The organism is Pseudoalteromonas ardens, assembly GCF_030125445.1.
Classification (GTDB): Bacteria; Pseudomonadota; Gammaproteobacteria; order Enterobacterales; family Alteromonadaceae; genus Pseudoalteromonas; species Pseudoalteromonas ardens.
Genome location: NZ_JASJUV010000005.1, coordinates 105,371 through 130,260 on the forward strand (window position 1 = coordinate 105,371; position 24,890 = coordinate 130,260).

Annotated in this window: 17 protein-coding genes; 12 read left to right on the top strand and 5 right to left on the bottom strand. The window is 46.2% G+C overall.

Features of this window, described 5'->3' with window-relative positions; all coding sequences use genetic code 11:
• The first annotated feature begins 37 nt into the window (after positions 1 to 37).
• The 8 genes from QNM19_RS15975 to QNM19_RS16010 all read left to right on the top strand — a co-directional run bounded on the left by QNM19_RS15975 (position 38) and on the right by QNM19_RS16010 (position 11,954).
• Positions 38 to 3,913: an amino acid adenylation domain-containing protein gene (locus QNM19_RS15975; protein ID WP_049864448.1), complete on the top strand. Its 3,876-nt coding sequence runs from the start codon at positions 38 to 40 to the stop codon at positions 3,911 to 3,913.
• A 20-nt stretch (positions 3,914 to 3,933) separates the two neighbouring features.
• A complete protein-coding gene (locus QNM19_RS15980) occupies positions 3,934 to 4,158 on the top strand; it encodes a tautomerase family protein (RefSeq protein WP_010386797.1) in 225 nt (74 codons plus the stop codon).
• 28 nt (positions 4,159 to 4,186) lie between these two features.
• Positions 4,187 to 5,134 carry a pseudouridine-5'-phosphate glycosidase gene (locus tag QNM19_RS15985; protein ID WP_010386798.1) on the top strand — a complete coding sequence of 316 codons (948 nt, stop codon included), beginning with the start codon at positions 4,187 to 4,189 and terminating at the stop codon, positions 5,132 to 5,134.
• Between the two features lie 144 nt (positions 5,135 to 5,278).
• Complete coding sequence (locus tag QNM19_RS15990) at positions 5,279 to 6,400, top strand: efflux RND transporter periplasmic adaptor subunit (protein WP_049864447.1); 1,122 nt, start codon at positions 5,279 to 5,281, stop codon at positions 6,398 to 6,400.
• Positions 6,397 to 9,486 carry an efflux RND transporter permease subunit gene (locus tag QNM19_RS15995; RefSeq protein ID WP_049864446.1) on the top strand — a complete coding sequence of 1,030 codons (3,090 nt, stop codon included), beginning with the start codon at positions 6,397 to 6,399 and terminating at the stop codon, positions 9,484 to 9,486. Before QNM19_RS15990 ends, QNM19_RS15995 begins: the two co-directional genes overlap by 4 nt.
• Positions 9,487 to 10,033: 547 nt before the next feature.
• Positions 10,034 to 10,462, top strand: coding sequence for a hypothetical protein (locus tag QNM19_RS16000; RefSeq protein ID WP_284026920.1), 429 nt, complete (start codon positions 10,034 to 10,036; stop codon positions 10,460 to 10,462).
• Positions 10,463 to 10,549: 87 nt separating this feature from the next.
• Positions 10,550 to 11,116 (top strand): hypothetical protein, encoded by a 567-nt coding sequence (locus QNM19_RS16005; protein WP_284026921.1) that lies wholly within the window; start codon positions 10,550 to 10,552, stop codon positions 11,114 to 11,116.
• Positions 11,117 to 11,216: 100 nt separating this feature from the next.
• Positions 11,217 to 11,954 carry a hypothetical protein gene (locus QNM19_RS16010; RefSeq protein WP_284026922.1) on the top strand — a complete coding sequence of 246 codons (738 nt, stop codon included), beginning with the start codon at positions 11,217 to 11,219 and terminating at the stop codon, positions 11,952 to 11,954.
• Positions 11,955 to 12,190: 236 nt separating this feature from the next.
• On the opposite strand, the gene QNM19_RS16015 is transcribed toward QNM19_RS16010, so the two are convergent.
• The 5 genes from QNM19_RS16015 to QNM19_RS16035 all read right to left on the bottom strand — a co-directional run bounded on the left by QNM19_RS16015 (position 12,191) and on the right by QNM19_RS16035 (position 19,424).
• Positions 12,191 to 13,513 carry a sensor histidine kinase gene (locus tag QNM19_RS16015; RefSeq protein WP_049864442.1) on the bottom strand — a complete coding sequence of 441 codons (1,323 nt, stop codon included), beginning with the start codon at positions 13,511 to 13,513 and terminating at the stop codon, positions 12,191 to 12,193.
• Positions 13,514 to 13,518: 5 nt separating this feature from the next.
• Complete coding sequence (locus QNM19_RS16020) at positions 13,519 to 14,901, bottom strand: sigma-54-dependent transcriptional regulator (RefSeq protein WP_284026923.1); 1,383 nt, start codon at positions 14,899 to 14,901, stop codon at positions 13,519 to 13,521.
• Positions 14,902 to 14,989: 88 nt separating this feature from the next.
• A complete protein-coding gene (locus QNM19_RS16025; protein WP_049864441.1) occupies positions 14,990 to 17,425 on the bottom strand; it encodes an ADOP family duplicated permease in 2,436 nt (811 codons plus the stop codon).
• Between the two features lie 10 nt (positions 17,426 to 17,435).
• The gene (locus QNM19_RS16030) at positions 17,436 to 18,164 is read right to left on the bottom strand and encodes an ABC transporter ATP-binding protein (protein ID WP_284026924.1); all 729 of its coding nucleotides are present in this window, start codon (positions 18,162 to 18,164) and stop codon (positions 17,436 to 17,438) included.
• Positions 18,165 to 18,173: 9 nt separating this feature from the next.
• Entirely contained in the window at positions 18,174 to 19,424 is a 1,251-nt protein-coding gene (locus QNM19_RS16035) for an efflux RND transporter periplasmic adaptor subunit (protein WP_049865574.1), read from the bottom strand.
• A 1,323-nt stretch (positions 19,425 to 20,747) separates the two neighbouring features.
• On the opposite strand from QNM19_RS16035, the gene QNM19_RS16040 reads away from it, so the two are divergent.
• The 4 genes from QNM19_RS16040 to QNM19_RS16060 all read left to right on the top strand — a co-directional run bounded on the left by QNM19_RS16040 (position 20,748) and on the right by QNM19_RS16060 (position 24,873).
• The gene (locus QNM19_RS16040; RefSeq protein WP_049865572.1) at positions 20,748 to 21,551 is read left to right on the top strand and encodes a toll/interleukin-1 receptor domain-containing protein; all 804 of its coding nucleotides are present in this window, start codon (positions 20,748 to 20,750) and stop codon (positions 21,549 to 21,551) included.
• A 1,484-nt stretch (positions 21,552 to 23,035) separates the two neighbouring features.
• The gene (locus QNM19_RS16050; RefSeq protein ID WP_049865571.1) at positions 23,036 to 23,248 is read left to right on the top strand and encodes a hypothetical protein; all 213 of its coding nucleotides are present in this window, start codon (positions 23,036 to 23,038) and stop codon (positions 23,246 to 23,248) included.
• Positions 23,249 to 23,731: 483 nt separating this feature from the next.
• A complete protein-coding gene (locus QNM19_RS16055) occupies positions 23,732 to 24,430 on the top strand; it encodes a hypothetical protein (protein ID WP_049865570.1) in 699 nt (232 codons plus the stop codon).
• 74 nt (positions 24,431 to 24,504) lie between these two features.
• A complete protein-coding gene (locus QNM19_RS16060) occupies positions 24,505 to 24,873 on the top strand; it encodes a DUF2489 domain-containing protein (RefSeq protein WP_284026925.1) in 369 nt (122 codons plus the stop codon).
• Positions 24,874 to 24,890: the final 17 nt, after the last annotated feature.

Genomic DNA, 24,890 nt, shown 5'->3' on the forward strand with positions numbered 1-24,890 from the left:
AACTTAGATGAACGAAATTTAATTAAGGGATTTAAAAATGAACTTACTAAACTCACCGAACACGCATCAGTCAGCCAGTGGTGTTGCGCTTGCTGAAGCGGAAATAAAAGCAATAAATCTAATTGAATTAATGCGTCATCAGGTTGCAACACAACCTGAAGCGACCGCCGTTGTTGGTCATCATGAGAGCATGACTTTTGCGCAGCTGGATCTGCGAGCACAGCAGATTGCTGCGACATTACAGCAACTTGATGCTAAACCCGACGACTATATAGGCCTATTTGTTGAGCCTTCCGACGACTTGGTAGTTGGCGTGTGGGGCAGCTTATATGCCGGCTGTGGTTATTTACCTCTGTCACCTGAATACCCTGATAAGCGGGTATTACACATGATCACTGACTCAAAAACCCAGTTGATACTGACGCAATCACACCTGAAAGAAAAAATCACCTCGCTTGTTGGACCATCTGTTACGGTCATTTGCCTGGAAGAGCTGAGTAATGAACTGACATACTGTGCAGAGGTTGCCCCTGAAAATCTGGCATACATGATTTATACCTCAGGCAGCACCGGAACTCCGAAAGGCGTCATGATTGAGCACGGAAATATCGTTAATCAGATGCGCTGGCTGCGTCAGCAGTTTGGATTTGATAACAGCACACGCATTATTCAGAAAACGCCATTTAGCTTCGATGCGGCACAATGGGAAATCCTGGCATGTGCCATGGGGGCTTGCGTGGTGGCGAGTGAGCCAGGCATGTACCGTGACCCGATGGCATTGATTGATGCCATGATTGAAAACGAAGTCACCGTTTTACAGTGTGTACCGACCTTGTTGCAGGCTTTGCTGGACACACCTGGGATCCAGCTTTGTAGCTCGCTACAGCACGTCTTTAGTGGTGGTGAAACCCTGACAAAACAGCTTGCTGCACAGTTTTTTGAAGAGCTTCCGGGCCTTAAGTTAACCAACCTGTATGGCCCGACTGAGTGCACTATTAATTCATCCAGTTATACGGTGACTCAAAGCACACTGGAGCAGGATTTTGAGGCCATTTCAATTGGTCAGGCCGTTGCAAATACGCACTATTATGTGCTGGATGATGAGCTACAACCGGTTGCAGCCGGTGAATCTGGTGAGTTGTACATCAGTGGTGCGCAGATCGCCCGCGGTTACTTTGACAGAGCTGATATCACCAAGGAGCGTTTTATCTCTAACCCACACTCTGATGAATCGCAGCACAGTGTGCTTTATCGAAGTGGTGATGTTGTTAAGCTGGATGATCAGGGTAATGCACACTTCCTGGGTCGCGTTGACAATCAGGTCAAGCTGCGTGGTTATCGGGTTGAGCTGGATGAGATCCGCCTGGCAATAGAAAAGCACGACTGGGTCAAAAACGCCGCTATGGTGATTAAAAATGATGAGCGAACCGGATTTCAGAACCTGATTGCCTGTATTGAGCTGAACAAACGTGAAGCCGCAGTGATGGACCAGGGCAATCACGGTGAGCACCATCAGTCGAAGAAAAACAAACTTCAGGTAAAAGCGCAGCTCTCTAATGCGGGTTTCCGCTCAGAGGCGGTACTCAAAGATGAGCCATCTTTTGAATTACCAAATAAACAACCAACACAAGGTCAGTCAGAAACGGTGTTTGCACGTAAAACCTATCGTTTCTTTGAAGGCGGAGAGCTGACGCAGCAGGATATCGTTGAGTTACTCGCAGCACCAGAGCGTGCAGGTAAGAGTGTCGATGTGGCCCAGTTAAGCTATGGACAGTTTGGCCAGATCATGCGCTACTTTGGTCAATTCAAAAGTGAAGAGCGTTTGTTACCTAAATATGGTTATGCTTCACCAGGTGCGCTATACGCAACTCAGTTATTTGTTGAAATACATCAGCTTTTTGACCTGGATGCCGGTATTTACTACTACCAGCCAGAGCAACACACACTGCATTTAGTACGCCCGGTTGCCGAGCACAGTGAAGCTCAGCTGAAAGTTCATTTCCTGGGTAAACAGCAGGCAATCGAGCCGGTGTACAAAAACAACATTCTGGAAGTGTTGGAGATGGAAACTGGACACATGCTCGGGCTGTTTGATCAGGTACTGCCTTTATTCGGGCTGGCTGTTGGTAAAGGGGAGTTCACTGAGTCACTGCAAGAATGTCTCGCAGTTGAGCACGATGACCAATACCTGGGCAGTTATGAAATTACCCCGGCGGCGCAAGGTGTGCCACTGCAAGAAGTCGAGTCAATCGTGCAGATCCAAGGTGTTGAGGGTCTGGAGAATGGCCAGTATTCGCTGCAAGACGGTGAATTTGTGCCCCTGTCTGAAAAACTCATAGAGAAGAAAAGCGTTATCGCGATTAACCAGCAGGTCTATGAGCGTTCCAGCTTTGGTGTATCTATGCTCAGCCACACGACTGAAGCATGGCGACACTATGTCGACCTGGGCAGACGCTTGCAGCAGCTACAAATGAACAAACTGAATATTGGCTTGATGTCATCCGGTTACAGCTCGAAAAGTGGTAACAACCTGCCATCAGCGGATCGCTTCGGCGCTATCCTGGCTGAGCAAGGCAAAGAGATGAAGCCGTTCTACTTCTGTATCGGCGGTAAGGTGTCTGACGAACAGATGCGCAGCGAAGGAATGAAAGAAGATGCCATCCACATGCGGGGTCCGGTAGAAATCCTGAAGGATGACCTGCAAAGTCGCTTACCGACTTACATGGTGCCGAATCAAATCGTGGCATTTGATGCATTCCCGCAAACTGCCAACGGCAAAGTAGATTATATCGCCTTACGTGATAACGAGAAGCTGTCGCAACTGGGTAATGACGTGCCTTATATTGAGCCACGCAACCCGCTTGAAGAGCACATTGCAGAAATCTGGAAGCAAACACTGAAATGGGATAAAGCGTCAGTTAAAGACAACTTCTTCGAAAGCGGCGGTAACTCACTGACAGCGGTGACCCTACTTAACCGCATTAATAAGGAGCTCAGCCTTAACCTGCCTATGCAGACGTTGTTCCAGGCCCCCAGTATTGAGGATTTGGCTCAGCATATTCAGGAAAGTGATCACGACACAGGCAACCGACTGATCCCATTAAATAATTCATCAAAAGACAGCAAAGTATTCTGCTGGCCGGGTCTGGGGGGCTATCCGATGAGCCTGAAGCCTCTGGCAGAGAAAGTGGCTGATCAGGCTGAATTTATTGGTGTCCAGGCACATGGTATCAATGAACAGGAAGTACCGTACCAGACTATCAGTGAGATGGCGCGTGCAGACATTAAATTGCTAAAAGAAGCACAACCTGAAGGTCCTTACACATTGTGGGGGTATTCATTCGGTGCCAGAGTGGCGTTTGAAGTAGCACACCAGCTTGAGCAGGCAGGGGATGAAGTGAAGGATCTTTACCTGATTGCACCTGGATCGCCGGAGCTGCCGCAGTTTGCCAGCCGTGCCCGCGTGCCATGTTTCAGCTCAGGGGCATTTGTCACCATCTTGTACTCGGTGTTCTTCCAGAAGATCAGTGGTCCGGTGCTCGAAAAGTGCCTGGAAGTCGTGACCGACAAAGCCAGCTTTATCGACTTTGTGTGCACCAACCACAGAGCACTCAATCAGGACATGGTGAAACGCATTGTTGATATCGTGGTGCAAACCTACGAATTCAAATACACCTTTAACGAATTACTGGAGCGTAATGTGAAGGCACCTAAGGTGATATTCAAAGCGCAAGGAGATGATTATTCATTCCTGGAAAACATTCCGGGATATGCAGAAGACGAAACTCGCACAATCCATCTGGAGGCAGACCACTATGCCTTGCTTAAACACCCAGGTGTTGAAGAGTTGTTTGACTGTATTGTTGATTACCAGAGCGAGGCAGAAGCTTTTAACCGCTTGCTGACCGCCTAACGCATTTAAGGAGAAAAACCATGCCACATGTAGATATTCATTATTTTGCGTGCCCGGTTTCTGACATAGCAAAAGAAGCCATTGCACAAACCATTACGGCAATTTTGAGCAAAGAGCTCAATTGCGGTGAAGAAGTGATTTCAGTTGCCTTGTGTCCTCAAGTGCCTGAGGACTGGCAGCAAAACGTATACCAGCCGTTAATTACGGCGCAAAAAGATAAACTGATTAAATTTCCGAATTACTAAATTTACGAATTATGAAAAGGACAAAATTATGAACAACTTATCAATCCCATTAGTTATTAAGCCAGAAGTTCAAGCGGCCCTGAGACAAGGCAAACCTGTTGTCGCACTGGAATCTAATGTTATTACACATGGACTGGATTATCCGGATAACCGCCTGACTGCATTAAAAGTTGAAGCCGCGGTGCGCGAATCGGGTGCTGTGCCTGCCACTATAGGTATTGCAGACGGTAAATTCCTGATAGGCATGAACGAGGAAGAAATTGAGCTGTTCGCAACAACGGCCAATATTCCTAAAGTAAGTACTCGTGATTTACCTGTGGTACTGGCCAAGAAACAGCTGGGTGCAACCACCGTAGCCTCATCGCTAATCGCGGCAGAGATTGCGGGCATTGACTTCTTCTCTTCGGCAGGGATTGGCGGGGTACACCGTGGTGCACAGGAAACTATGGATATTTCTTCGGATCTAATCCAGTTCACTCAATCGCGTGTTGCAGTGGTGTGTGCCGGTGCTAAGAATATCCTGGATTTAGGCCTGACGCTGGAGTTCCTGGAAACCCATAACGTCCCCGTGATCTCTTATCAGTTTGATGATTTTCCTGCTTTTTACTGCCGTTCAAGTGGCTTTAAAGCACCACAACGTATCGATGATGCTGATTTGCTGGCCGAAATTATTGAAACGCAATGGCGCTTAGATGAAGGACGCAGCGTGGTGATCACAACGCCTACCCGCGAGGAAGATGCGATTGACAGTGAAGAAGTCAATGAAGCGATTAATGATGCTGTGCGTGCCGCTGAGGCCGAAGGTGTAAGTGGTAATGCGGTCACTAAATACATCATGAAAGCCATTGATAAAGTCACCAATGGTCGTTCAGCACAAGCCAACTCCGCGGTTTTGATTAACACGGCACGTGTGGCTGGCTATCTGGCTGTAGCACATGCAAATCAAAAGCAGCGTGAGCACGATAGCGCAGCATAAGGAAATACGCACAAAAGACATTGACAAATTTTTTTGGTCATATATCTTTATATAAAGATTCTTTGCTTGATGTATCTTTTTGCAAAGTTTGATTCAGGAGCAGCCTTCGGGCTGTTCCCCAAGGTAAAGGAAAAGGAGAAAGTCATGAATATTAAACCCTGGATTTCAACAGCAAGTGTTGTTGCCACTTTGGTAGTAGGCAGTATTGCCCTTAAAGGGCGCATGATCGAAGCACGTAATACCGAGTTTTCAGAGCAAGCCGCGACGGTAGAAGCGATGCGTGTAGAGACAGTACCGTATCAGTCATACATAGATATCAGTGGCGTGATTAAAGCACCACAAACCATCAATCTGGTGAATGAGGTATCGGGTAAAATCACTCAGTTGCACTTTAAGTCGGGCGACTTAGTCAAAGCAGGTGAGCCCCTGTTAGAGATTGATCATGCAGAAGAGCTGGCACAACTGGCCGCGGCCAGGGCGCGCGTCACGCAGCAGGAAAGCACGCTGGTCCGTTATCGTAACCTGCACGAGCGCAAAAAGTTCAGCGACCAGCAACTGGAAGAAGCCATTACGCAGCTGGCTGAGTTCCGCGCACAGGTCGATTTACTCACAGCGCGTATTGATAAAAAAGTCATCAAGGCACCGTTTACCGCATATGTTGGGATACACGACCTGCAAGTCGGCCAATATTTGGCACCTAACACTGTACTGACCAACATGGTTGGATTGCAGGAGCACATGTGGGTGGACTTCTCGGTACCACAAACGTATCAGGCACTGGCGATCAATACGCCGATTCGCGTGTCTCTGGTTGGCGACAACGCAGCTCCGCAAGTGGCTTACGTTGAATCGGTAGAGCCAGGTATGACAGCAGCGTCCAGACAACTGAAATACCGTGCGCGCATCGAGCGTACTGAGCAGCTAAACACGAACCAGCTGGTTAAGATCAGCTTGCCGATAGGCACTAATCAGGAAGTCATTGCGGTCCCTTATCTGGCCATCGTTAAGGACCAACTGGGTGACTATGTTTATCTGCTGGAAAAAGACGAGCAGGGCACACTCAGAGCAACACGTCAGCAGGTCGAGCTGGGTGAGCGTCTGGGCGACATGGTCATGATCACGGATGGCCTTGAGGAAGACCGCCTGATCGCCAGCGCGGGTGCATTCAAACTGCGCAGCGGCCTGAAAACGTTTGTCTCAGAGCCTCAGCAACCCGAACAGTCTGTTGCAATGGAAGACACTCAGAAAGAAGGAGTTTCGCTATGAAAAATAAAGCCCACTTTATGGATAGATTTGTAACTATGCCGGTGCTGGCCGTGGTGTTATCTGCCATGATTTGCATCGGTGGGCTATGGTCTGTGTTGAAGATCACCGTCCTGCAATTTCCGAAAATTGAAAGTTCGTCTTTGGTGGTTTCGACCACTTACATCGGCGCATCGGCAGATACAGTAAAAGGATTTGTGACCGAACCCATAGAGCGTGTAACAGCCACGGTCCCTGGCATTGACTATGTGGAATCCACCACAACGGCAGGGGTCAGTACGGTAACTGCGTATCTGAATCTGAATGAAGACAGTTCCAAGGCGCTGGCTGAGCTGACTGCTCGGCTGGGCCAGGTCAGCTACATGTTGCCGTCAGAATCCGAAGATCCGGTTGTGACTGTGCAACGCGCTGACAGACCCCATGCCTTGTTCTATCTGAATATTGAAAATGAAGGCGTGTCGCTTATTCAGCTAACGGATTATTTATCACGTCAGGTTACACCAGTGCTTAATGGCATTGAGGGTGTACAACGTGTCGCGATAGAAGGTAGCCGTACCCCGGCGCTGCGAGTTGACCTGGACTCAGCGAAACTGGATGCATTTGGCCTGAGCGCTGACGAAGTCTACAGCGCACTGGCTGCAAACAACACGATTGCCACTCTGGGCTTTACCGAGACCAGCAAGCAACGCATTGACCTGGTCGCCAACACCCAGCTGAAAGACTTAAATGAATTCAAGCGCATGGTTATCAGACAGTCGAACAACGAAACCATTTATCTGCGCGATGTCGCCACTGTCAGACTGGGTTCTGAGCAGCCAACTATTAGTGCACGTTTAAGCCAGCAAGATACCGTGTATATCTCGGTCTGGCCGCTGCCAGGCGCAAACGAAATTGCCATTGGTGATGCCTTATATGCGATGACCGACGAAATCAATGAAACCCTGCCTGATGGCATCCGCATCAATTATGCCTACGACGGCACCTTATATATGCGTGATGCACTGAACGAAATCTTTAAGACGCTGGTTGAAACGGTTGTGTTGGTGGGTGCTGTGGTCTTGTTCATGATGGGCTCATTCAGAAGTGCCGCTGTGCCGCTAGTGACCATTCCAATTTCAATTCTTGGCGCGGTTGCAGCCATGTATGTGGTCGGTTTCTCAATGAACCTGCTTACGGTACTGGCCATCGTGCTCTCAGTTGGCCTGGTGGTGGATGATGCCATCGTCGTAGTCGAAAATGTTTCGCGTTACATTCGTGAAGGTAAGCCTAAGTTACAGGCTGCACTGGAAAGCTCCAGACAACTGTTTGTGCCCATTGTTTCGATGACGCTGACACTGGCGATGGTATACCTGCCAATTGGCTTCCTTTCAGGGCTGACCGGGATCTTATTTAAAGAGTTTGCCTTTACACTGGCCATTGCTGTTGTGATTTCCGGATTTGTTGCTGTGACCTTGTCGCCTATCATGAGTGCTTATGTAACGCCTCCGGGTGGTAAAGAAACTAAGCTGACACGCAAAGTAAACGGTGGGTTCGACTGGCTACGTAAAAAGTATAAATCGGTATTGAGTGCTTCATTGAACTGGCGTAATCAAATTTTGCTGGGCGCCATGGTATTAAGCCTGATGGTCGTGCCATTTTTCACCGGCTCGAAAAAAGAGTTAGCCCCGGTTGAAGATCAAAGCCAGATTTATGTACTGGTACAGTCTCCGCCTGAGTCATCACTGACCTATAACGAAGACAATATGCATGGTGTGGTTGATACTTTACTGGAAATGCCGGGCACAACGCAGATGTGGCAAAACATCTTCACTAACAGTGCGTTTGGTGGGGTAGAGTTTATCAGCGCATCGGAGCGTGACTATACAACGATGTCACTCATCCCCCAGGTATATGGTCGTCTGGCACAATTACCGGGTATTAATCCGCTGCCAATTTTGCCATCCCCTTTACCGACTGCGGGTCAGTTTGATGTGGAAATGGTGGTCAAGTCGTCAGCCAGTTATGAAGAAATGAAACAGTATGCCGATCAGCTGATAGGCAGAGCGTTTGGCAGTGGTCACTTCCTGTATGCAGACACAGACCTGAAGATTGACTTGCCACAAATTGAAGTAACCCTGAAGCGTGAACAAATTGCAGATTTAGGTATGGACCTGGCCCATGTCAGCCGTCAGCTGGGTATCCTGCTTTCGAACAACTATGTAAACCGCTTTGATGCCAGAGGTAAGGCCTACCAGGTCATCCCTGTGGTGGACAGCCAGATAAAAACGGATCCGTCGAAATTACTGAGCCTGCAAATTAAGGCACACAACGGCACTATGGTTCCTTTGTCTGCCATTGCTGAAATCAACTGGACCACGGTACCGCGTCAGCTGAGCAGCTTTGGTCAACAGAATGCGTTTCGTATTTTCGGTGGTGTGCTGCCAAGCTCAACCAAAGAAGCGGCACTAACGGCGCTGGAAGAAGCGGCTAAAGAAGTGCTGCCTCCTTCTTACATGATTGATTACGCGGGTGAATCAAGACAGATTAGACAGCAAGGCAACAGCCTGCTGGGTGTCATGGCAGTGTCTTTGGTGATTGTTTATCTGCTACTGAGCATTCAGTTCAACAGCTTCAGAGATCCGCTGGTGGTCTTGCTGGGCAGCGTACCGCTGGCAATGATGGGCGCACTGGCACTGTCTTACTTTGAGCTGACAACGATGAATATTTACTCTCAGATTGGTTTAATCACTTTGATAGGCTTGATTGCGAAAAACGGTATCTTGATTGTGGAATTCGCGAATCATTTACAAGAGGAAGGGCGCAGTAAACTGGATGCTGTGGTTGAATCAGCAGCAACCCGGTTACGTCCTATCCTGATGACTACTGCAGCAACGGTGTTGGGTCACTTCCCATTGATGCTGGTAACCGGAGCAGGTGCTGGGGCACGTAACAGCATAGGTATTATTCTGGTTGCAGGCATGATGGTAGGCACTTTATTTACCTTGTTTGTATTACCTGCCTTCTACGTAAAACTTGCGACACGTCGCAAGTCACGTAAGGCTAAAGCTAGGGCAACTGCGAAAGCAACACCCGCACTTGCCATGAGCTAATCAGAACACCCAGTAACATGCCGCAGAATTCGGGCTTCTAAGGCCCTAAGTCGCAGCAAAGCGCCAGCATCGCCTGGCGCTTTTTTGCGTTAGCGGATAACGCAGAATTTGTTCAGGGTGCAATCAAAGCTGACAAACAACTCAGTCATCCCGGATGCGTGCGAGCCGGGATCTACTTAAACACCACGTTGAAGCAAACTGATGAAAAGGTGAGACAGATCTAAAGTTGATGTCTATACAAAGCCCCCGCAACTTTTACGAACCACAATTCTCGCTTTCTCCGAACTTTTAAGTCTCGTTTATGCCATAACTATTTTTAAGTTTATGAAATTTATCGCATTAGCAGTTTTGCATAGCGAGGCCGTTAGTCTCGCAAATACCAGGTCTCGTTTTCTGCAGACAGCTATAGACTTGTAGATAAGGGGTTTAGGTGGTAGGTTATTGTTATTAATAAGAATAAACTGTTTTAGTAGTAGGCTGTAAGGACCTTGGAAACAGGCTTAAACCGGCATTCTCACTAATACATTGTTAGCAGTCTTGGGGAAGTATGAACATAGTCGAAATATTGGAGGATAAGCTGCTAGGGAATTTCTATTCTCGTGTAAGCCTTGGTGATACATTTGATTTGTATTTTGATCAGTTTTGGCTTATTTCCCAACGCATTGTTGCGCCCCAAGAAGAATATTTAAATGAACAGCTTTCTAGCTTTAAACCAGCGGTCGAAGCAATAGACAAAGAAGATGTGGCAAAGAGCATAATGCTCACATCCACGCTTCGCAAAAAAGTAACTTCTGTATCATTAAAAACTGATTCAAGCCTAGAGCTAAGCTTCGAGAATGGCGTGAATTTGCTCTTCACAACTGACAATGAAATCGTAGACTGGCAATGGGCTATAAACGAAGATGGTCAAGATCCATATAACAGTTTTATTGTCGGTGTGCTTGAATCTGGTGAGGTTCAGCTTGGCAACTGCTAACAAGGCGCTGTTGTCGGACTGTTTTTCTCGCTTCGGTCAAAAATCAGCCGCAAAGCGCGGCGTTTTGCGTCAGGAGTTTTAGATACCGTGAAGTTCTTAAAACTTATTTTCATTTTCTTAGTTGTGATCATTTTAGGTTGTGATTCTGGAACGAAAAAAATACTTCCTCTGACAGACGCAAAACTTAATCTTATTGCTTTGGGTTATGAGCATAATAGCTGGTCAATTAAGTTAACAAAAAGCTCTAAAAGCACCCCTGTTCACAATCTGTTACTTTCAGTTGTGTTTTTAGAGCAATATTTTGGTTTTAATAAATCTGAACTGATCGAAAAACCACTGAATGAACTCAATAAAACTTCTTTAGACTTAGAGTTTTTTGAGGATGATAAAGGCTTAATATTTGTTCATTTAACTTATTATGAATTTGGTAATGAAAATAAGAAAATAGTTCGCATAACAGAGGTAGGTACAGAAGCGCTTTTTCAGCTTGATGTTTTTTATATAGAGAATGCGCAAGGTTACAGTTTTAAAATTTTTATAAATCAAGACAGCTTTGCTGAAATAGATACAAATATTCGAGATGTTGAAGGAATATATAAAAGGTCTTATGCAGGACTTGACACAACAACGTACTCTTTAAAAGACGCACAATAATTTAATTAAACAATGGGCGTAATTAGTAGGCTTGCGCTCATTTTTCGCGTAGTTTAGCCTGCTATTTTGCGCCGGTTAAGCGAGGCGATAAGTGCTACATATGAATCATAAATTTTGGTTGTTATCAATCTTTGTCATTTTATTTTCTAATGACGTTGTGGCTCTTTCTTGTACCTCCACACAAGATAGGGTTTTTGCTGAGTGCAACAAAGGAGATTGTAAAAATTTTTTATATGTAGTTGAAGTCAGTGCACATTCTCATTGCTCAAGGCGACCGACCATTGAGCAACCTCCAGTTTTGGTTAAAGAGATTTTTGAATTCGAAATTCGCAATAGCGAGTTTAGAGGTGAAAATGGGGTTTACGAAATGGTATTACGTAGTAGGCTGTTGTCAAATTCGTATATGTTCTCAAATATAGAGGAGTATCGCCTCTATTCTGAAAAAACTAAGCAGAATGAATATCCTCGCGGAGTATTAAATCGCATCGCAGACCAATCTATTGAAAAGCTAGAGACCGAATGGAAGTTAAAAGAAAAGAAGGGATATCAAAAAATGTTATTTTTTAAAGTCTTGGATTGGATTTTATTGATAGTAGCTTCGATACTTCTTGTTTATTCGATTATTTGGTTCTTTAAATGGCAAAGGTTGTTGATTAGTGTGAAATGGGTCATTTTTGCTATAACTATTCAGGTGGCAATATTTACAATTGCATTCGAGAGCATGTCTAGTTGGTCAATGTCACTAATCACGTTATTAGGCATATTTATTCCTGGTATTTGGTTGTATCAAATTACTTCGTTTATTAACTTGTGGTGGTCAAATAGGGCCCGTACTTAACAAGCGCTTCCAGTCTGACGCCGAAGTTTCGGCGTTATTGTATTACTCGCTATGCTCAAATATTAACACAAAAATACTCCGCCTCCGGCGCAGCTGAAGCTGGTATTACCAATAAAGAGCATCGATTTTAGTAAAACACCCATTCAAAATTGATATGCAGAGGATGACAGTGTCAAGTTGGTTGCCCTCGCAATGTAGCACGCAACTTCACTCCTCACCTAAATAACACTAATCCACTATGAATATTCCAGCGCCAGTACTGCGCAGCACCCGGGTTGCGTCTGGCGATTGTGCAAAGACAAACGTCCCTGATGGGCCTCAATGATCTGCTGGCAAAGTACCAGGCCAATACCTGAGCCTTGTTGCTTGGTGCTGTAAAAGGGCACGAATAAGTTGTCGGTGTTTTTAATGCCAATGCCATTGTCGCAAATGGTAATGCGTACTTGCTGATTGATAAGCTGCCAGTCAATCTCTATCTGGCAGTTGACATTGGCCTGCTCTGCGGCATCGCAGGCGTTCTTAAACAGGTTGATAAACAGTTGCTCGAACTGCACCGGATCGACACCGAGCGACAGGTCATGTGCATTGAGCAGATTGAATTCACACTGTGGAAAGAGCTTCTGGCAATTAGCGATAAGCGCATGTAGTGAGCAGGTTTTGCGCTCTGGCTCTGGCAGTCGGGCCAGTTGATTATAGCTTTCGATGAATTTACTGAGCTCGCCGGCGCGATGCTGAATAAAGTTTAAGTTCTCGGTGAGCGGCGCCTGAATGGCTGGCTCGCAGCGTTTGTTGACGATTTTCGCTAAGGTTTGCGAAATAGACGTGATCGGAGAGAGTGAGTTGTTTATCTCATGGCTCATCACTCTGATCAGCCTTTGCCAGGCGTGTCGCTCTTCGCTGCGTAGTAATGAGTGCACATCGGTAATAAACAGCAGTTTATAAGCTTTACCTTCACTTAGGTATTGTTCTGCATGCACATTGTAGCGCTTGGTTTGTAGTGCCACGGGCAGCTCAATTACCTGGCTTTGCCCCGACGCCAGTTGGCTGACTGCGGCCAGTGCCTTAGGCAGGGCCTGTTTTGTGCGAGTGTCATCCAGTGCGAACAGGGTTTGTGCAGCAGGGTTAGACAGCGCAATGGTCTGCTGGTCGTCTATGGCTAAAATCGCCACATCGATATGTTCAAGTACGGTTTGCACCAGCTGCTGAGATTCCGCTGATTGCCAGCGCTGTGCACTCAAACGCTCGGCAAGTCGATTGATGGCATTAAACAGAGGCGTTAATTCATTTTCATGGGCGCCTGTGTGTGCTCTGAGTGTGTAGTCACCTTGTGCGAGGGCCTCTACCAAATTGGTTTGGGTTCGCAGCTGGTACACTACTTTTTGTTTGATATACAAGGTACTCCAGGTCAGCACTATCACGCCCAGCAATGCGCACAGCGCCACCAGCCACACCGATATGTCGGTGAGCAACATAGTGATAATGAGCAAAAAGAGCAATGGCACTGCACTGGCAAGGTACAAATAGCAAAGTTGAGATTCGTATGACGCTGACTTAGGCATAAGTATTATTTACCTGTTTTATTTAAACGCCGGTAAAAGGTACTGCGGCTCAGCCCTAAGGAGTGCGCAGCGGCAACGGCATCCCCCTGAAAGTGCGACATACGGCGTTCCAGGGCTTTTTGCTCCAGCTCAGCCAGGGTCATCAGTGGTTCCTGCTCTGTGCCTTCAGTGAATGCGGCGCTCTGGCGCGGCTGCTGTGAAGGTAAATTGAGGTGCGTGACATCAATTTGCTCGGTGGGTGCCAGAATGTGTGCCCGCTCCATCAGGTGAGCCAGCTCTCTGACATTACCAGGCCAGTGGTATGCTTGCAGGGCATTTTGTGCTTGCGGCGTTAAAACACGCCCCTGTGCCGCGTATTTGTCAATTGAGCGCCGCAAAAAGTGCTGCGCCAGCGGCAGAATATCGGCCTGGCGTTCTCGCAAGGGTGGAATATGTACCTGTACGGTATTAATGCGATAGAGCAGATCTTTTCGAAAACTACCTTCGTGCACGGCATCATCCAGGTTGGCATTGGTGGCGGTAATTAAACGAATATTGACTGACTGTGTTTTACTGGCACCGACTTTTTCAAATTGCCTTTCTTCGAGTACGCGCAGAAGCTTGGCTTGTTGAGAGTAAGGGGTATTGGCAATTTCATCCAAAAACAGCGAGCCTTCATCGGCCAGCTCAAAGCGGCCAATGCGGTGCGACTTGGCATCGGTGAAAGCACCTTTCACATGGCCAAACATCTCGCTTTCGAATAAGTTTTCGCTGACTGCGCCCATATTTACGCTGATCAGCTGCTCGTCTTTTCGGGGCGATAAATCATGTAAATACCGCGCAAACAGGCTTTTTCCTGTGCCATTTTCTCCCGTTAGCAGCACACTGACATCGCTTTTGGCCACCTGAGACAAAGTCGACAGAACCTGTTTAATGGGCTCGGAATGGGCAATCAGGCCTGATAAAACACCCAGCTCATTTTGTAGCAGCTGATTGTGAACGGCTAACTTTTGGGTGCGTTTATGGGCTTTTGCAAGCTGTAGCTGGGTGCGAATGATCGTCAGTAACCGCTCGTTTTCCCATGGCTTTTGAACAAAGTCATTGGCACCCAGTTGCATCGCTTTAACTGCAATCTCAATACTCCCCCAACCGGTAATGGCAATGATTGGCAAATGTTCATCGTCAGCTCTAATTTGCTCTATCAATGCCAGCCCTTCCTGGGCGGAGGTGGTATCCTGAGTAAAGTTTAAATCCGAGATCAGTAGGCTAACGGTATGCTGTTTGAGCAGTTGTGTAGCCTGATCTGGCGAACTGGCCTGTAAACTGGCGTAGCCTTCTTCCAGCAACAGCAGGCTCAATGCATGTCTGATGCCTTCATCGTCATCAAGAATTAAAATTGGGTCGTTCATAAATGTTTGTTATCAACCGCTTAAGTGAACTCAGTGTACAACAAAAGCGCAGCGAATATATAAAAAGCTGCGCTTAGTTGCGGGTGTATTAGTGGTTATGAAGCGCGTGCGCTGGCTCATTGCTGAGTGCGCGTTGCGTAGGCAGGTAGGTTGCCAGCAATACCACCAGGCTAAGTACGCCAGTGAGCACGACCGCAGTTACTGCTACATCGAAGAACTCAACGCCAATGGGCACCGACATGGCGTATCCCAGTGCTAAGCCGATTGCCAGTCCGGGCACGGCGCCGAGCAGCAACTGTGTGGTACCAGAGAGCAAAAACTCAACGGTGATACGATTTTCGCTGGCACCGAGCGCGCGTTTTACGCCTATTTCCTGTGTGCGCTGCGAAATGGTGTTGGCCATTACCCCGTAAATGCCGCTGGCAGCCAGTAACAGCGAAGCTAAACCAAACAGCACAAATACGCCCCCGACAAATCTCAGTGGTGCAACACGTTGCGTGAGGCGATCATCCAAAGTGGCGATATTGAACACAGGCAGCTGCGGATCAATCTGATTTACCACCCGGGTTAGTGCGGTTTTAGCACTCTGTGTGTCGCTTTGCAGTTGCACACTGATGAAAACAGAGGCGCGCGGCGATTGCGCAAAAGGCAGATAGACGGACGGAGTCCTCACTGCTTTGTCTCTGTTAGGCATGGTTTGTACGACATGTTTAACAACACCAACAATCGTAAACCACGGGCCTTTGCTGCCATCTTCATTAATAAACTGCACGCGTTGCCCAACCGGTTGCTCCGAATTCATGTACTGCTGTACAAAACTGTCTGTGACAATCACGGTACGTTTATCCTCGGCGTTGTCTGAGTCGCTAAAAAGACGGCCTTCGAGTAACTTTGCCTCTAAGTGTTGCAATGCACCCGGGACTACGGCTATCTGGTTGGCTCTTGGGTAGCTGGATAAACCTTGCTGACCATATTCCTGACCGGCTACGGCAACAGCGGGGCGTTTATCCCCAAAACCCGGTAACGCCGATGTAAGCATGTTGCTGCTAAACCCACTTTGGGCATCTAACTGGGCTTGAAGCGTTTGTACAAACTGGCGTCTTTGCTCATCCGTCTGATATTGTTCAGCAGGCAGGGTAATTTGCCCAACCAGTTTATTTTGGGTATTAACACCATAATCTGCATAAGTGGCCTTATAGCTTGCTGAGATCATCACAGCAGCAACAATCAAAATGGTGATGGATAAAAATACCTCGCCAATCACCAGCGCTTTGTTGAGTTTACCAGCGCCTTTGCCCAGCGCACCGCGCGTGCCATCGCGCAGAACCGCATTAAAGTCGCCGTTAATGTTGCGCCATGCGGGCAAAAAGCCGGTGACAAAAATGGTACCCACCAGGAAACCAAAAAAGACTTTCAGGGTGTATGCGTCTATGCCAAAGTCCCACCAAAACGGCGGTCTGTCGGTAAAGAACTGATTGGTGACCGTTTGCGTTATTTCTAATCCCCAGCCAACGAGCAATAGTCCAATCAAACCACCCAAACCACAGATCAACAAGCTTTCCCATAACAGCTGACTCAGTAACCTTCCAGTTGGTGCGCCCAGTGCAACGCGAATGGCTGTTTCCTGAGAGCGCTCTACGGCGCGTGACAATAACAAGTTACCCACATTGACAGACGCCAGCACTAAGATAAGGATCGCTGCGGTATGCATAACATAAACCACCGACATGCCGCCATCCGCGGTTGACTGGTGCATGGTGAGTGCATACGCGCTCAGGCCTGAGTTGGTTTTTGGGTAACGTTGCTCCAGGCGCTGCATGATCAGCGTTAGCTCGTTGTCGAGTTGTTCAATTGATACGCCTGGTTTTCTCAGTGCTAATCCTGTTACCTGCGCGTTTTGATCCCGCGAGACTTGCTGCGGATTATCGCGCAGAGGCCGCCAAAGCTGAGCCCGGCGTGGATAGTAATAGCCCTCTGGCATCACGCCAATGATACGATAAGGCTGGCCGTTAATATCCACACTGCGTGACAGGATCTCCTGATCTGCACCAAAATGGTTTTGCCAGATATCGTAACCCAGTACCACCACATTCTGCGCGCCAACCTTGTCTTCTTCGGCTGTAAATGTTCTGCCTAACAACGGGGCGGTGCGGGTGAGTTCAAACAAATTGGCACGCGCATCTGCACTTTGGTATCTGCGTGCACCGTCACGCCCGGCAATATTAACAATAGCGCTACGATAGGCGCTAAACTCACTGGCTCCGGACAACTGCGCTTCGACCTCGGCAAAATCATGAATATTAAAGTCACCAAAATTACGCTGGCCATTGGTTGAGGTGGTGAGCTCAATTAAGTGCTCACCGTCTTCAAAGGGCAATGGCTTAAATAGCATCGTATTCATAAATGAGAACAGGTAAACACTCAAGCCAAGACCTGTTGCCATGACAAACACGGTGAGTGCGCTAAAGCTGGGCTTTTTTGCCAGCAGGCGCAAGGCATATTTGATATCGCTGCGAATACTCATCATCTTCCCCTTAACTGTGCACGACGTCTGCAAGCTCAGGCTGTGCAGCTTGCGTCTTGTGATCGGCAATGATCCGGCCATCAAGCACTTCAATTTTGCGTTGTGCCCGCTCGGCGGAGCGCGGGTCGTGCGTTACCATACAAATGGTGGCCCCTTCCTGATGAAGTGTATCAAGCAGCGCCAGCACATCGTGGGCATTTTTAGAGTCCAGGTTTCCGGTAGGTTCATCCGCCAGAATTAAGCTGGGCGATCCGGCGATGGCGCGGGCTATGGCAACACGTTGCTGCTGACCACCTGATAGCTGCGACGGGTAATGATTAGTACGGTGGCTCATATTGACCTTGGCTAACGCGTCAGCAGCCATTTGCTTAACCTGTGACTTACTCAAATCTTTACGGTAGGTCAGGGGGAGCTCGACGTTTTCCATCACATCTAAATCACTGATCAAGTTAAAAGACTGAAAGATAAATCCAATTTGATTGTTGCGTATCTGTGCGCGCTCTGTTTTGCTGATATTGCCCACTTCATGCCCTGCAAGCTGATAACTCCCCGAGGTTGGCGTATCCAGCAGACCTAACAGGGATAACAGGGTCGACTTGCCGGAACCAGATGGCCCGGAAATGGCAATATACTCTTGCTGGTGTACTTGCAGTGAGACATCGTTCAGTGCATGGGTTTCCAGGTCGTCAGAGAAAAAGACTTTACTGAGATTTTTTAATGCTAATACAGGCTGAGTCATGGCGGTTTCCTAGTTGATTCTAAATTGGTTATAACTTTCGAAGCGGCTTGGATCAGAAGTGACTATCTGATCACCCTCTTCAAGTCCTTGAATAATTTGTACATAGTTGACAGAGCCCAACCCGAGTTGCACGGCTGTACGCGTGGCCATTAAACCATCTGAGCTGAGTTTGTAAATACTGGATTGGGTCTGACTTTGGGTAAATAAGGGTCGTGATACGTACAGTGTGTTATCAAGCTCTGCGATGGTGATTTCACCATCGACGCTAAGCGCAGGGCGCGCATCGCTCGGTAATGGCTCGCTAAAGGCAACATCGACCTGCACATTGCCTTGCACAACTTCAGGGTCGATACGCGTGATCTGGCCCAAGACCTGATTATTTTGGGTATCAATGGTGACCTTCTGGCCCACCTTAATTTGCTGAATTTGTAGCTCAGGGACTTGCAGCTCAGCGATGAGCGCTCCCTGGTCGGCCAGTTTGGCAATATTGCTGCCCATGCTGACATGCTGACCAACTTCAACGGGAAGCGCTAAAATAATGCTATCAATGGAGGCGCGGACACTCAGCTCATCCACTTGCGTTTGAATGCGCGACACCCGGTTTTTTAGCTGGTTGAGTCTGGCAAAGCGAGCGTGTTGCTGCGCTTTTAAGCTTTTCGCCGATTCAGCCATTTGCTCTGTTCTGGATGCCAGTGTCTGGCGTGCCTGTTCAAGGGCAATTTTGGCGCGCTGAAAGTCCAGTTTTGAGACCGCGCCGGTTTCAATTAACTCAAGGTGCGCCTGGTATTCGTGTTCAGCACCATCAACTGCCATCCGGGCATTGAGCATATCGGCGCGTTGTTGTGCAATCGCGGCTTGCTCAGCCAAATCACTGGCCTGGTGCTCGGCTTCCAGCGCAGAGAACTCCCACTTGGCCTCAGCCAACTGTTGTTCTAAACGCGGATTCGTTAAGCGCACAATCTCGTCGCCCTGGCGTACCTCTTGTCCTGGCTTGTACCGCAGCGCCTCTACTTTAGCATCGCCACTGGCCGACAGCCATTGCACATTTTCAGGAACCAGCACGCCATTACCACGCACGGTTACCGTGAAACTGCCTCTTTTAACCTGATTAATGATTAAAGAGTTGGCTTTGAGCGTAAGCTCCGCACGAGAGTACTGCCACACTTGGTATGCGCCCAAGGCCAGCGCCACTAGCGCGATAAGCACTATGACTGTAGTACGTAAAGACCTGGTCTTTTTTGTTGTTACTGCAATGTCCATTTTCACTCCTGGTCGAATAAGAACAATTTGAGAGTAACATAGCAGGCATTGTGCCAGTTTTTAACTTGTTGATATTTAATGATTTTGAGTTTTTTGAAATTTCTCAGTCCCATATTTGGGATTTAATTTGGGACTAGGCTCAAAGATGAGACTGGCGGGGGAGGGGGAGTGCAAAGCACTAGTTTAGAATTGATATGCGCACAAAGCCTGCCATGTACCACGCCGTTGTGGCTCATTACGGGCAAAACTAACAATCAGCCCCGTCATCCCGGAAGTTTGCGAGCCGGGAGCTGCCTACACACCATACGGAAGCAGACCTAAGAGAGGATGAGATAGCGCTATGGTTGGTGTCCGTACAAAGTCCTTCGCATACCGAGCCGCATAGTCTCGCTAAGAGCAAAGCTGACAAACAACTCCGTCATCCCGGACATTTGCGAGCCGGGATCTGCTTACACTCCACACGAAAGCAAACCCAAGAGAAGATGTCACAACAAGTGGTGTGTCTGCCAAATAAATGAGTACAGCAGTGATGACCACACAGCCAATACAACAAGCAGGTAGAGAAAACCAGGAAGTGCCACCACCTTGCCAAATAGGAAAAAAGTGGGTCTAATGTTACTCATAAATACGTTGTTCAGGCAGGGATTGAGTCACGAAGTAACGGTTTAAACCAGATATGGTTTAGAACAAAAGTCACTCATCAAAAGCAAATCCCCATAGCATCAACCAAGACATTTTTCGAGTACACCCACCCAAAATTCGTGTGCATATGAAACGTCGTTTATCTTCAGCCTACACTCAATGGGTTTGAGCATGGCTGATTATGCCTACCGCAGGAAAAGGTTGGGCTATTTTATAAGAGCAGCCTAGAGGCCGGCCACTGGTTTTGGTGCGCGTACATAAAGCCCTTTTGAGAATTCATATGTTCTGTTTATTTATACTGGTATAAGTAATGGAGCTCATTTTATCAGTCGTATTTCTCGCTTTCTCCGAATTCTCAAGCCTCGTTTATGCCACACCTATTTTTAAGTACATGAAATTCATAGAACTAGTAGCTTTACATAACGAGACCGTAAGTCTCGTTAATACCAAGTCTCGTTTTCTACAGACGGCCATAGACTTGAAGACAAGGGGTCATGGTGGTAGGTTATTGTTATTAAAATGAATAAATTAATTTGGCAGTGAGTTGGTTGAGCTTTGGGGGACGGGGTTTAACCGGCATTCACGCTAATACACTGTTATGCGCTAGAGCACTTCGCTTGTTCAGGTTTTCAGGTAAAATGTTGACCGTAAAAGATAAATCACGTTTAGAAGGATACCGTAGTGGGACATAAAATTTTCCTTAGTCACAATCATAATGACAAGCCCTTGGTAGAAGCAGTTGCTCTAAAACTTGCTAGTATCTTTGGTCAAAATGAAGTGTTCTATGATTCTTGGTCAATTCAGCCTGGTGAAGGGATCATTGATAAAATGAATCAAGGGCTTGAAGCACCAGAGTTTGTTTTTTTCTTTGTATCTAAAAACAGCCTTGCTAGTGGCATGGTGAAATTAGAATGGCAAAATGCCTTGTACTCAGCATCTAAAGGAAAAACTAGAGTTATACCGGTAAGAATTGATGGTTCTGATATGCCATCACTACTTAAGCAAACCCTCTTTATTGATATGCACACTGTGGGTCTTGAAGCCGCTATTGCACAGATTGTAAGTGTTACGCAGGGTAATGCTTCTTTTACTCCACAACACCAAGGCTTCTCAAACCTATCATTTACACAAACTAAAGTAGATGACACACAAATTGAAGTTGCTGTTAAGGCATCGCACCTTATGGAACCTAATGCTAGCTTTGTATTTGTTACATCCAACGCAGAACAGGACATTAAATGGGAAATGGCGAATGGGCAACCATTCGTTGGAGGCTTCAACAAAGACGCATTCACTTCCCCAAATGGTAGTGCTCATGGCATTTTGATTCGTCCTATGACATCCACTTTAACTCCGACTCATCCGCTAAGGGTTAAGTTTTCGAAAAAAGGAACCGTTGATATCAATATTGTCACTGTTTTCCATGAAAAAAGTGAGAATGAGTGGGTAGAGATTCCAAGGGCTGCACCTACCTATGCGTACTAAGTAAGCGCATAACAAACTGTTTAAGAGTGATTCGCAACGAGTGGCATTTTCACTATGCGTTGCGTTTAGTGTTTAAAGTGGTAAGCGGCAGCTTCGGTATTGCGTTGCTCACACCTTAACAGGGCGTTAAAGGTCCCTATGTTTAAGTGCCCGCACTGTCAGAATAAAGGAATAAGTATCTGGGCCAAGTTTTGGTGCGGCTCTGATATGCCGGCAAATTGTAGTAGTTGCGGCAAGCTGAGTTACGTTCACTCAAAGTATCGATTTGGTTTTCAATCAGCCTGGCCGTTTTTAGTTTCCTGGCTGGCAATAGCGCTGACAATTTATGTATGCTTTCTCAGCAATAATATTTATGTTTTAGTGGTTATACCTTTCATTTGGCTGGCAGGTCGCTTCTGTGAGTTAGCGTTACTTCCAATGCAGCCTATCAGCGCCGAAGCATCTAATGCCAGTCGTAAGTTCGGAAACTGGTTCATGCTAGGTTTGGCACTATTAATCATGGTGGGCATCTTAGCAGGCAACTTTTAGCAAGTTGCTCAAGTGCTCGTCGGGACTTCGGCCCTCCACTGGGTGTTTAAACCATTCAATTGGTCGCCCCAAAGCAAGGTGTTAGAGGCAATACGAGGTCGTGTGTTCGAAATTACTCTACAAATTTTTTTACGAATAATTGTAGGCTTTCTAATCAATACAGTTTGCTATTGCGCAGGTTGGTTTATTTGTAAGATCGTAACATTAGGAAGGTATCCATATAATTACCCGCATGAAGATGGGTTAGTGATGGATTATATATGCATGAGTATTGAGACCCTAATTTGTTCTCTCGTAGTTTTTGGGATTTTCCTATTTGTCTTAATAAATTACTTATAAAAAGTGCTTTAACCAAAGAACGCCGGGTGGAGAAAATGATTCTATGCAAGTATTATTTTGAGCACCCCAAAAAATTTTGTGCTACGCATTTTAGCCAAACATTACCAGCCCCTTAACAGGGGAGCTTACACTTCATCGAACTATTGTAATGCTAAAACCTGGATCTCGATTTAACCGAAACAGATAAAGAAAGTAAAATTGATGAGACAATTATTCATACAAACGCATTAAGTTCAGGTACTGCCTAACAGCTTACTCGGTTTCGCTTCACTATACCGTTTAGTACTTTTCACAGATTCCCTCCTCAAAACTTGTATGCGGTTAAGCTCACTGGACGTAAGGGCGAGTAAAGGCGGATTAGCATATCGGGTATTTTTAGGTGGTGTACTCGCCGCACTTGCCACAATAATCTGTGATTCGGTAGAGCGTGATTTTTTCATTGTCGTCTTCTGTATCAATTATTGCAGAAAACTATAATATTTTCTTTCTAATTTTATGAGGAGTAGGCAATAGAATAAAATGCATTTTTATTAAAGGTTTGACTAGTCTATTTTGTTTTGCTAGGTTGATTTTGCGGTCGGTTTGGTCGTAAAAATAGATTGAAAAAGGAAAATAAAGTGAATTTTAATTTAAATAAAAAGAAACTTAAGCATTTATCAAAAGACCTTGGTGTATTGCCATCAGCTATGACAATTAATGTTGCCGGTGGCAGATATAGAGATGATGATGACGATAACGATGACTTGTATACTATTGAAGTATCAGGCTGTGGCCCATGCATTACAGATGGTACATGTAACACAGGTGCTTGTGATAGATATACAAACTAGTATTTTATCGTTATAAAATTGGTGTGCTTAATTAGTATTATTCACGCCAATTTGTAGCCAAAGTTGGCCTTGTTGATCAAATCCTGGTAGCTTGGCTAACACTGTGGTTCAGCTTTTCCTCTGATAATCAGACATACCTGGCATAGCCATTCTATTAAACACTTTCACTTTGAACATCGCTTCAGTATGCTACTGCTTGAATCGACCATCGTTTTCGAGGGCTTTCACTCAAAACTCGTGTATTTGAAGATATACGCCTTTTCGACTTTTTTGTATATTTATACAGTTCTAAGTGCTGGAGCTTATTTTACAAGCCGTAAGCCTCGTTAATACCAAGTCTCTTTTTCTATGGACAGCTATAGACTTGAAGGAAGCTGTTATTGTTATTAACATGAATAAATGAATTGAGCGGTGGGTTATGCGAGCCTTAGGGGCAGGGCTTAACCGGCATTCACTTCAATAAGCTGTTAAGCACAGGTGAGTATGAATATTGTTCCTCCTAAAGAAATTGAGAAAGAATGGGCTAATTACGAAAAGCTCAAAGATAGCGGCCTTAGGAAGCAAGCCAATAAGGCGCTATTGACTGTAATTGAAGAAATTCAAAATGGTAACAAACACCGAATGAAAGAATTTCTTTTATCTCTTTTTGATGATGCTCTAACTAAATTCAGTGAAACAAGAATTCAGCAACCACTTTTTGTGAAGTGTATTTTGCCAATTTTAGTTCAAGGTTTAAAAGCAGGCTTAGCTCGAGAGATTACATATATTGTTCGAGCTAATGAATGTGGCTTTGGCGATGAAATATTTAAAGAGTTAGGAGAACTAAGCAATGAAGAATTGCTTAAATCGGCGTTAGCTTCTGAACCTGGGAATATTGAGGCTATAAACCTTCTAGCAAATGAATATGTTTCAATCCTTGATTTTGGTGCGCATCACTTACCCAGTGGACTTGTCATCGAGCTAGATTATGCCAAACGAGTTATATCAGAAAGTGCGGCGTTTATTCTCAAGCATAGGGATAATATTCATGAAAATATCATCAAAGAACATCAATACTATTCATCTTTGTATACCGATTATCAAAAGTGGAAAGCAGAAGAAAAGAACTTAGACTTTGCAGGTTGGTGCTCAAAAAACAAACTAGAATACAGTTGGGTTACAGCTGTGTACTATGAAAAATAGAGAAGCGCTTAACAAGCAGCAACAACAGGCTGCTAAACCTGTCACTCAAATTGCTGCGCAATTATGTGCCAGCTTTGCCATCCGCTGTGCTGGACGTTAAGCACCCTATGAAAATGCGTCATAAAGAATACATTGAGAAACAGCGCAAGCGTGCCGCCAATGTGGCGATCGGAATGCTTGATGGCTCTATTCACTATTTAGAGGGAGCAATTGAGCTATCCTCGCTTAGGTTTGAGGTTGGTCTACCAGAAGATGACAAAGACTTTCTGGCGTTCACAGGGGTCGCTTCGGAAGTCGACCATTTGCCAATCGGCGCTCCAAGACAATATTGGTCGCAAGAAGCGCTTTATCGGCATGAGCCAGAAATTCAGCAGTCCATTAGGTGGGCAAAGAAGATCTCTTTGTCCGAGTGTAAATCTATCGTAGCTAGGTTCAATGCCTAATAAACGCTTCAGAAAAG

Excerpts from the sequence above, each read along its gene's own strand:
- QNM19_RS15975 (WP_049864448.1), top strand. The coding sequence starts at position 38 with ATGAACTTACTAAACTCACCGAACACGCATCAGTCAGCCAGTGGTGTT.
- QNM19_RS15980 (WP_010386797.1), top strand. The coding sequence starts at position 3,934 with ATGCCACATGTAGATATTCATTATTTTGCGTGCCCGGTTTCTGACATA.
- QNM19_RS15985 (WP_010386798.1), top strand. The coding sequence starts at position 4,187 with ATGAACAACTTATCAATCCCATTAGTTATTAAGCCAGAAGTTCAAGCG.
- QNM19_RS15990 (WP_049864447.1), top strand. The coding sequence starts at position 5,279 with ATGAATATTAAACCCTGGATTTCAACAGCAAGTGTTGTTGCCACTTTG.
- QNM19_RS15995 (WP_049864446.1), top strand. The coding sequence starts at position 6,397 with ATGAAAAATAAAGCCCACTTTATGGATAGATTTGTAACTATGCCGGTG.
- QNM19_RS16000 (WP_284026920.1), top strand. The coding sequence starts at position 10,034 with ATGAACATAGTCGAAATATTGGAGGATAAGCTGCTAGGGAATTTCTAT.
- QNM19_RS16010 (WP_284026922.1), top strand. The coding sequence starts at position 11,217 with ATGAATCATAAATTTTGGTTGTTATCAATCTTTGTCATTTTATTTTCT.
- QNM19_RS16015 (WP_049864442.1), bottom strand. The coding sequence starts at position 13,513 with ATGCCTAAGTCAGCGTCATACGAATCTCAACTTTGCTATTTGTACCTT.
- QNM19_RS16020 (WP_284026923.1), bottom strand. The coding sequence starts at position 14,901 with ATGAACGACCCAATTTTAATTCTTGATGACGATGAAGGCATCAGACAT.
- QNM19_RS16025 (WP_049864441.1), bottom strand. The coding sequence starts at position 17,425 with ATGAGTATTCGCAGCGATATCAAATATGCCTTGCGCCTGCTGGCAAAA.
- QNM19_RS16030 (WP_284026924.1), bottom strand. The coding sequence starts at position 18,164 with ATGACTCAGCCTGTATTAGCATTAAAAAATCTCAGTAAAGTCTTTTTC.
- QNM19_RS16035 (WP_049865574.1), bottom strand. The coding sequence starts at position 19,424 with ATGGACATTGCAGTAACAACAAAAAAGACCAGGTCTTTACGTACTACA.
- QNM19_RS16055 (WP_049865570.1), top strand. The coding sequence starts at position 23,732 with ATGAATATTGTTCCTCCTAAAGAAATTGAGAAAGAATGGGCTAATTAC.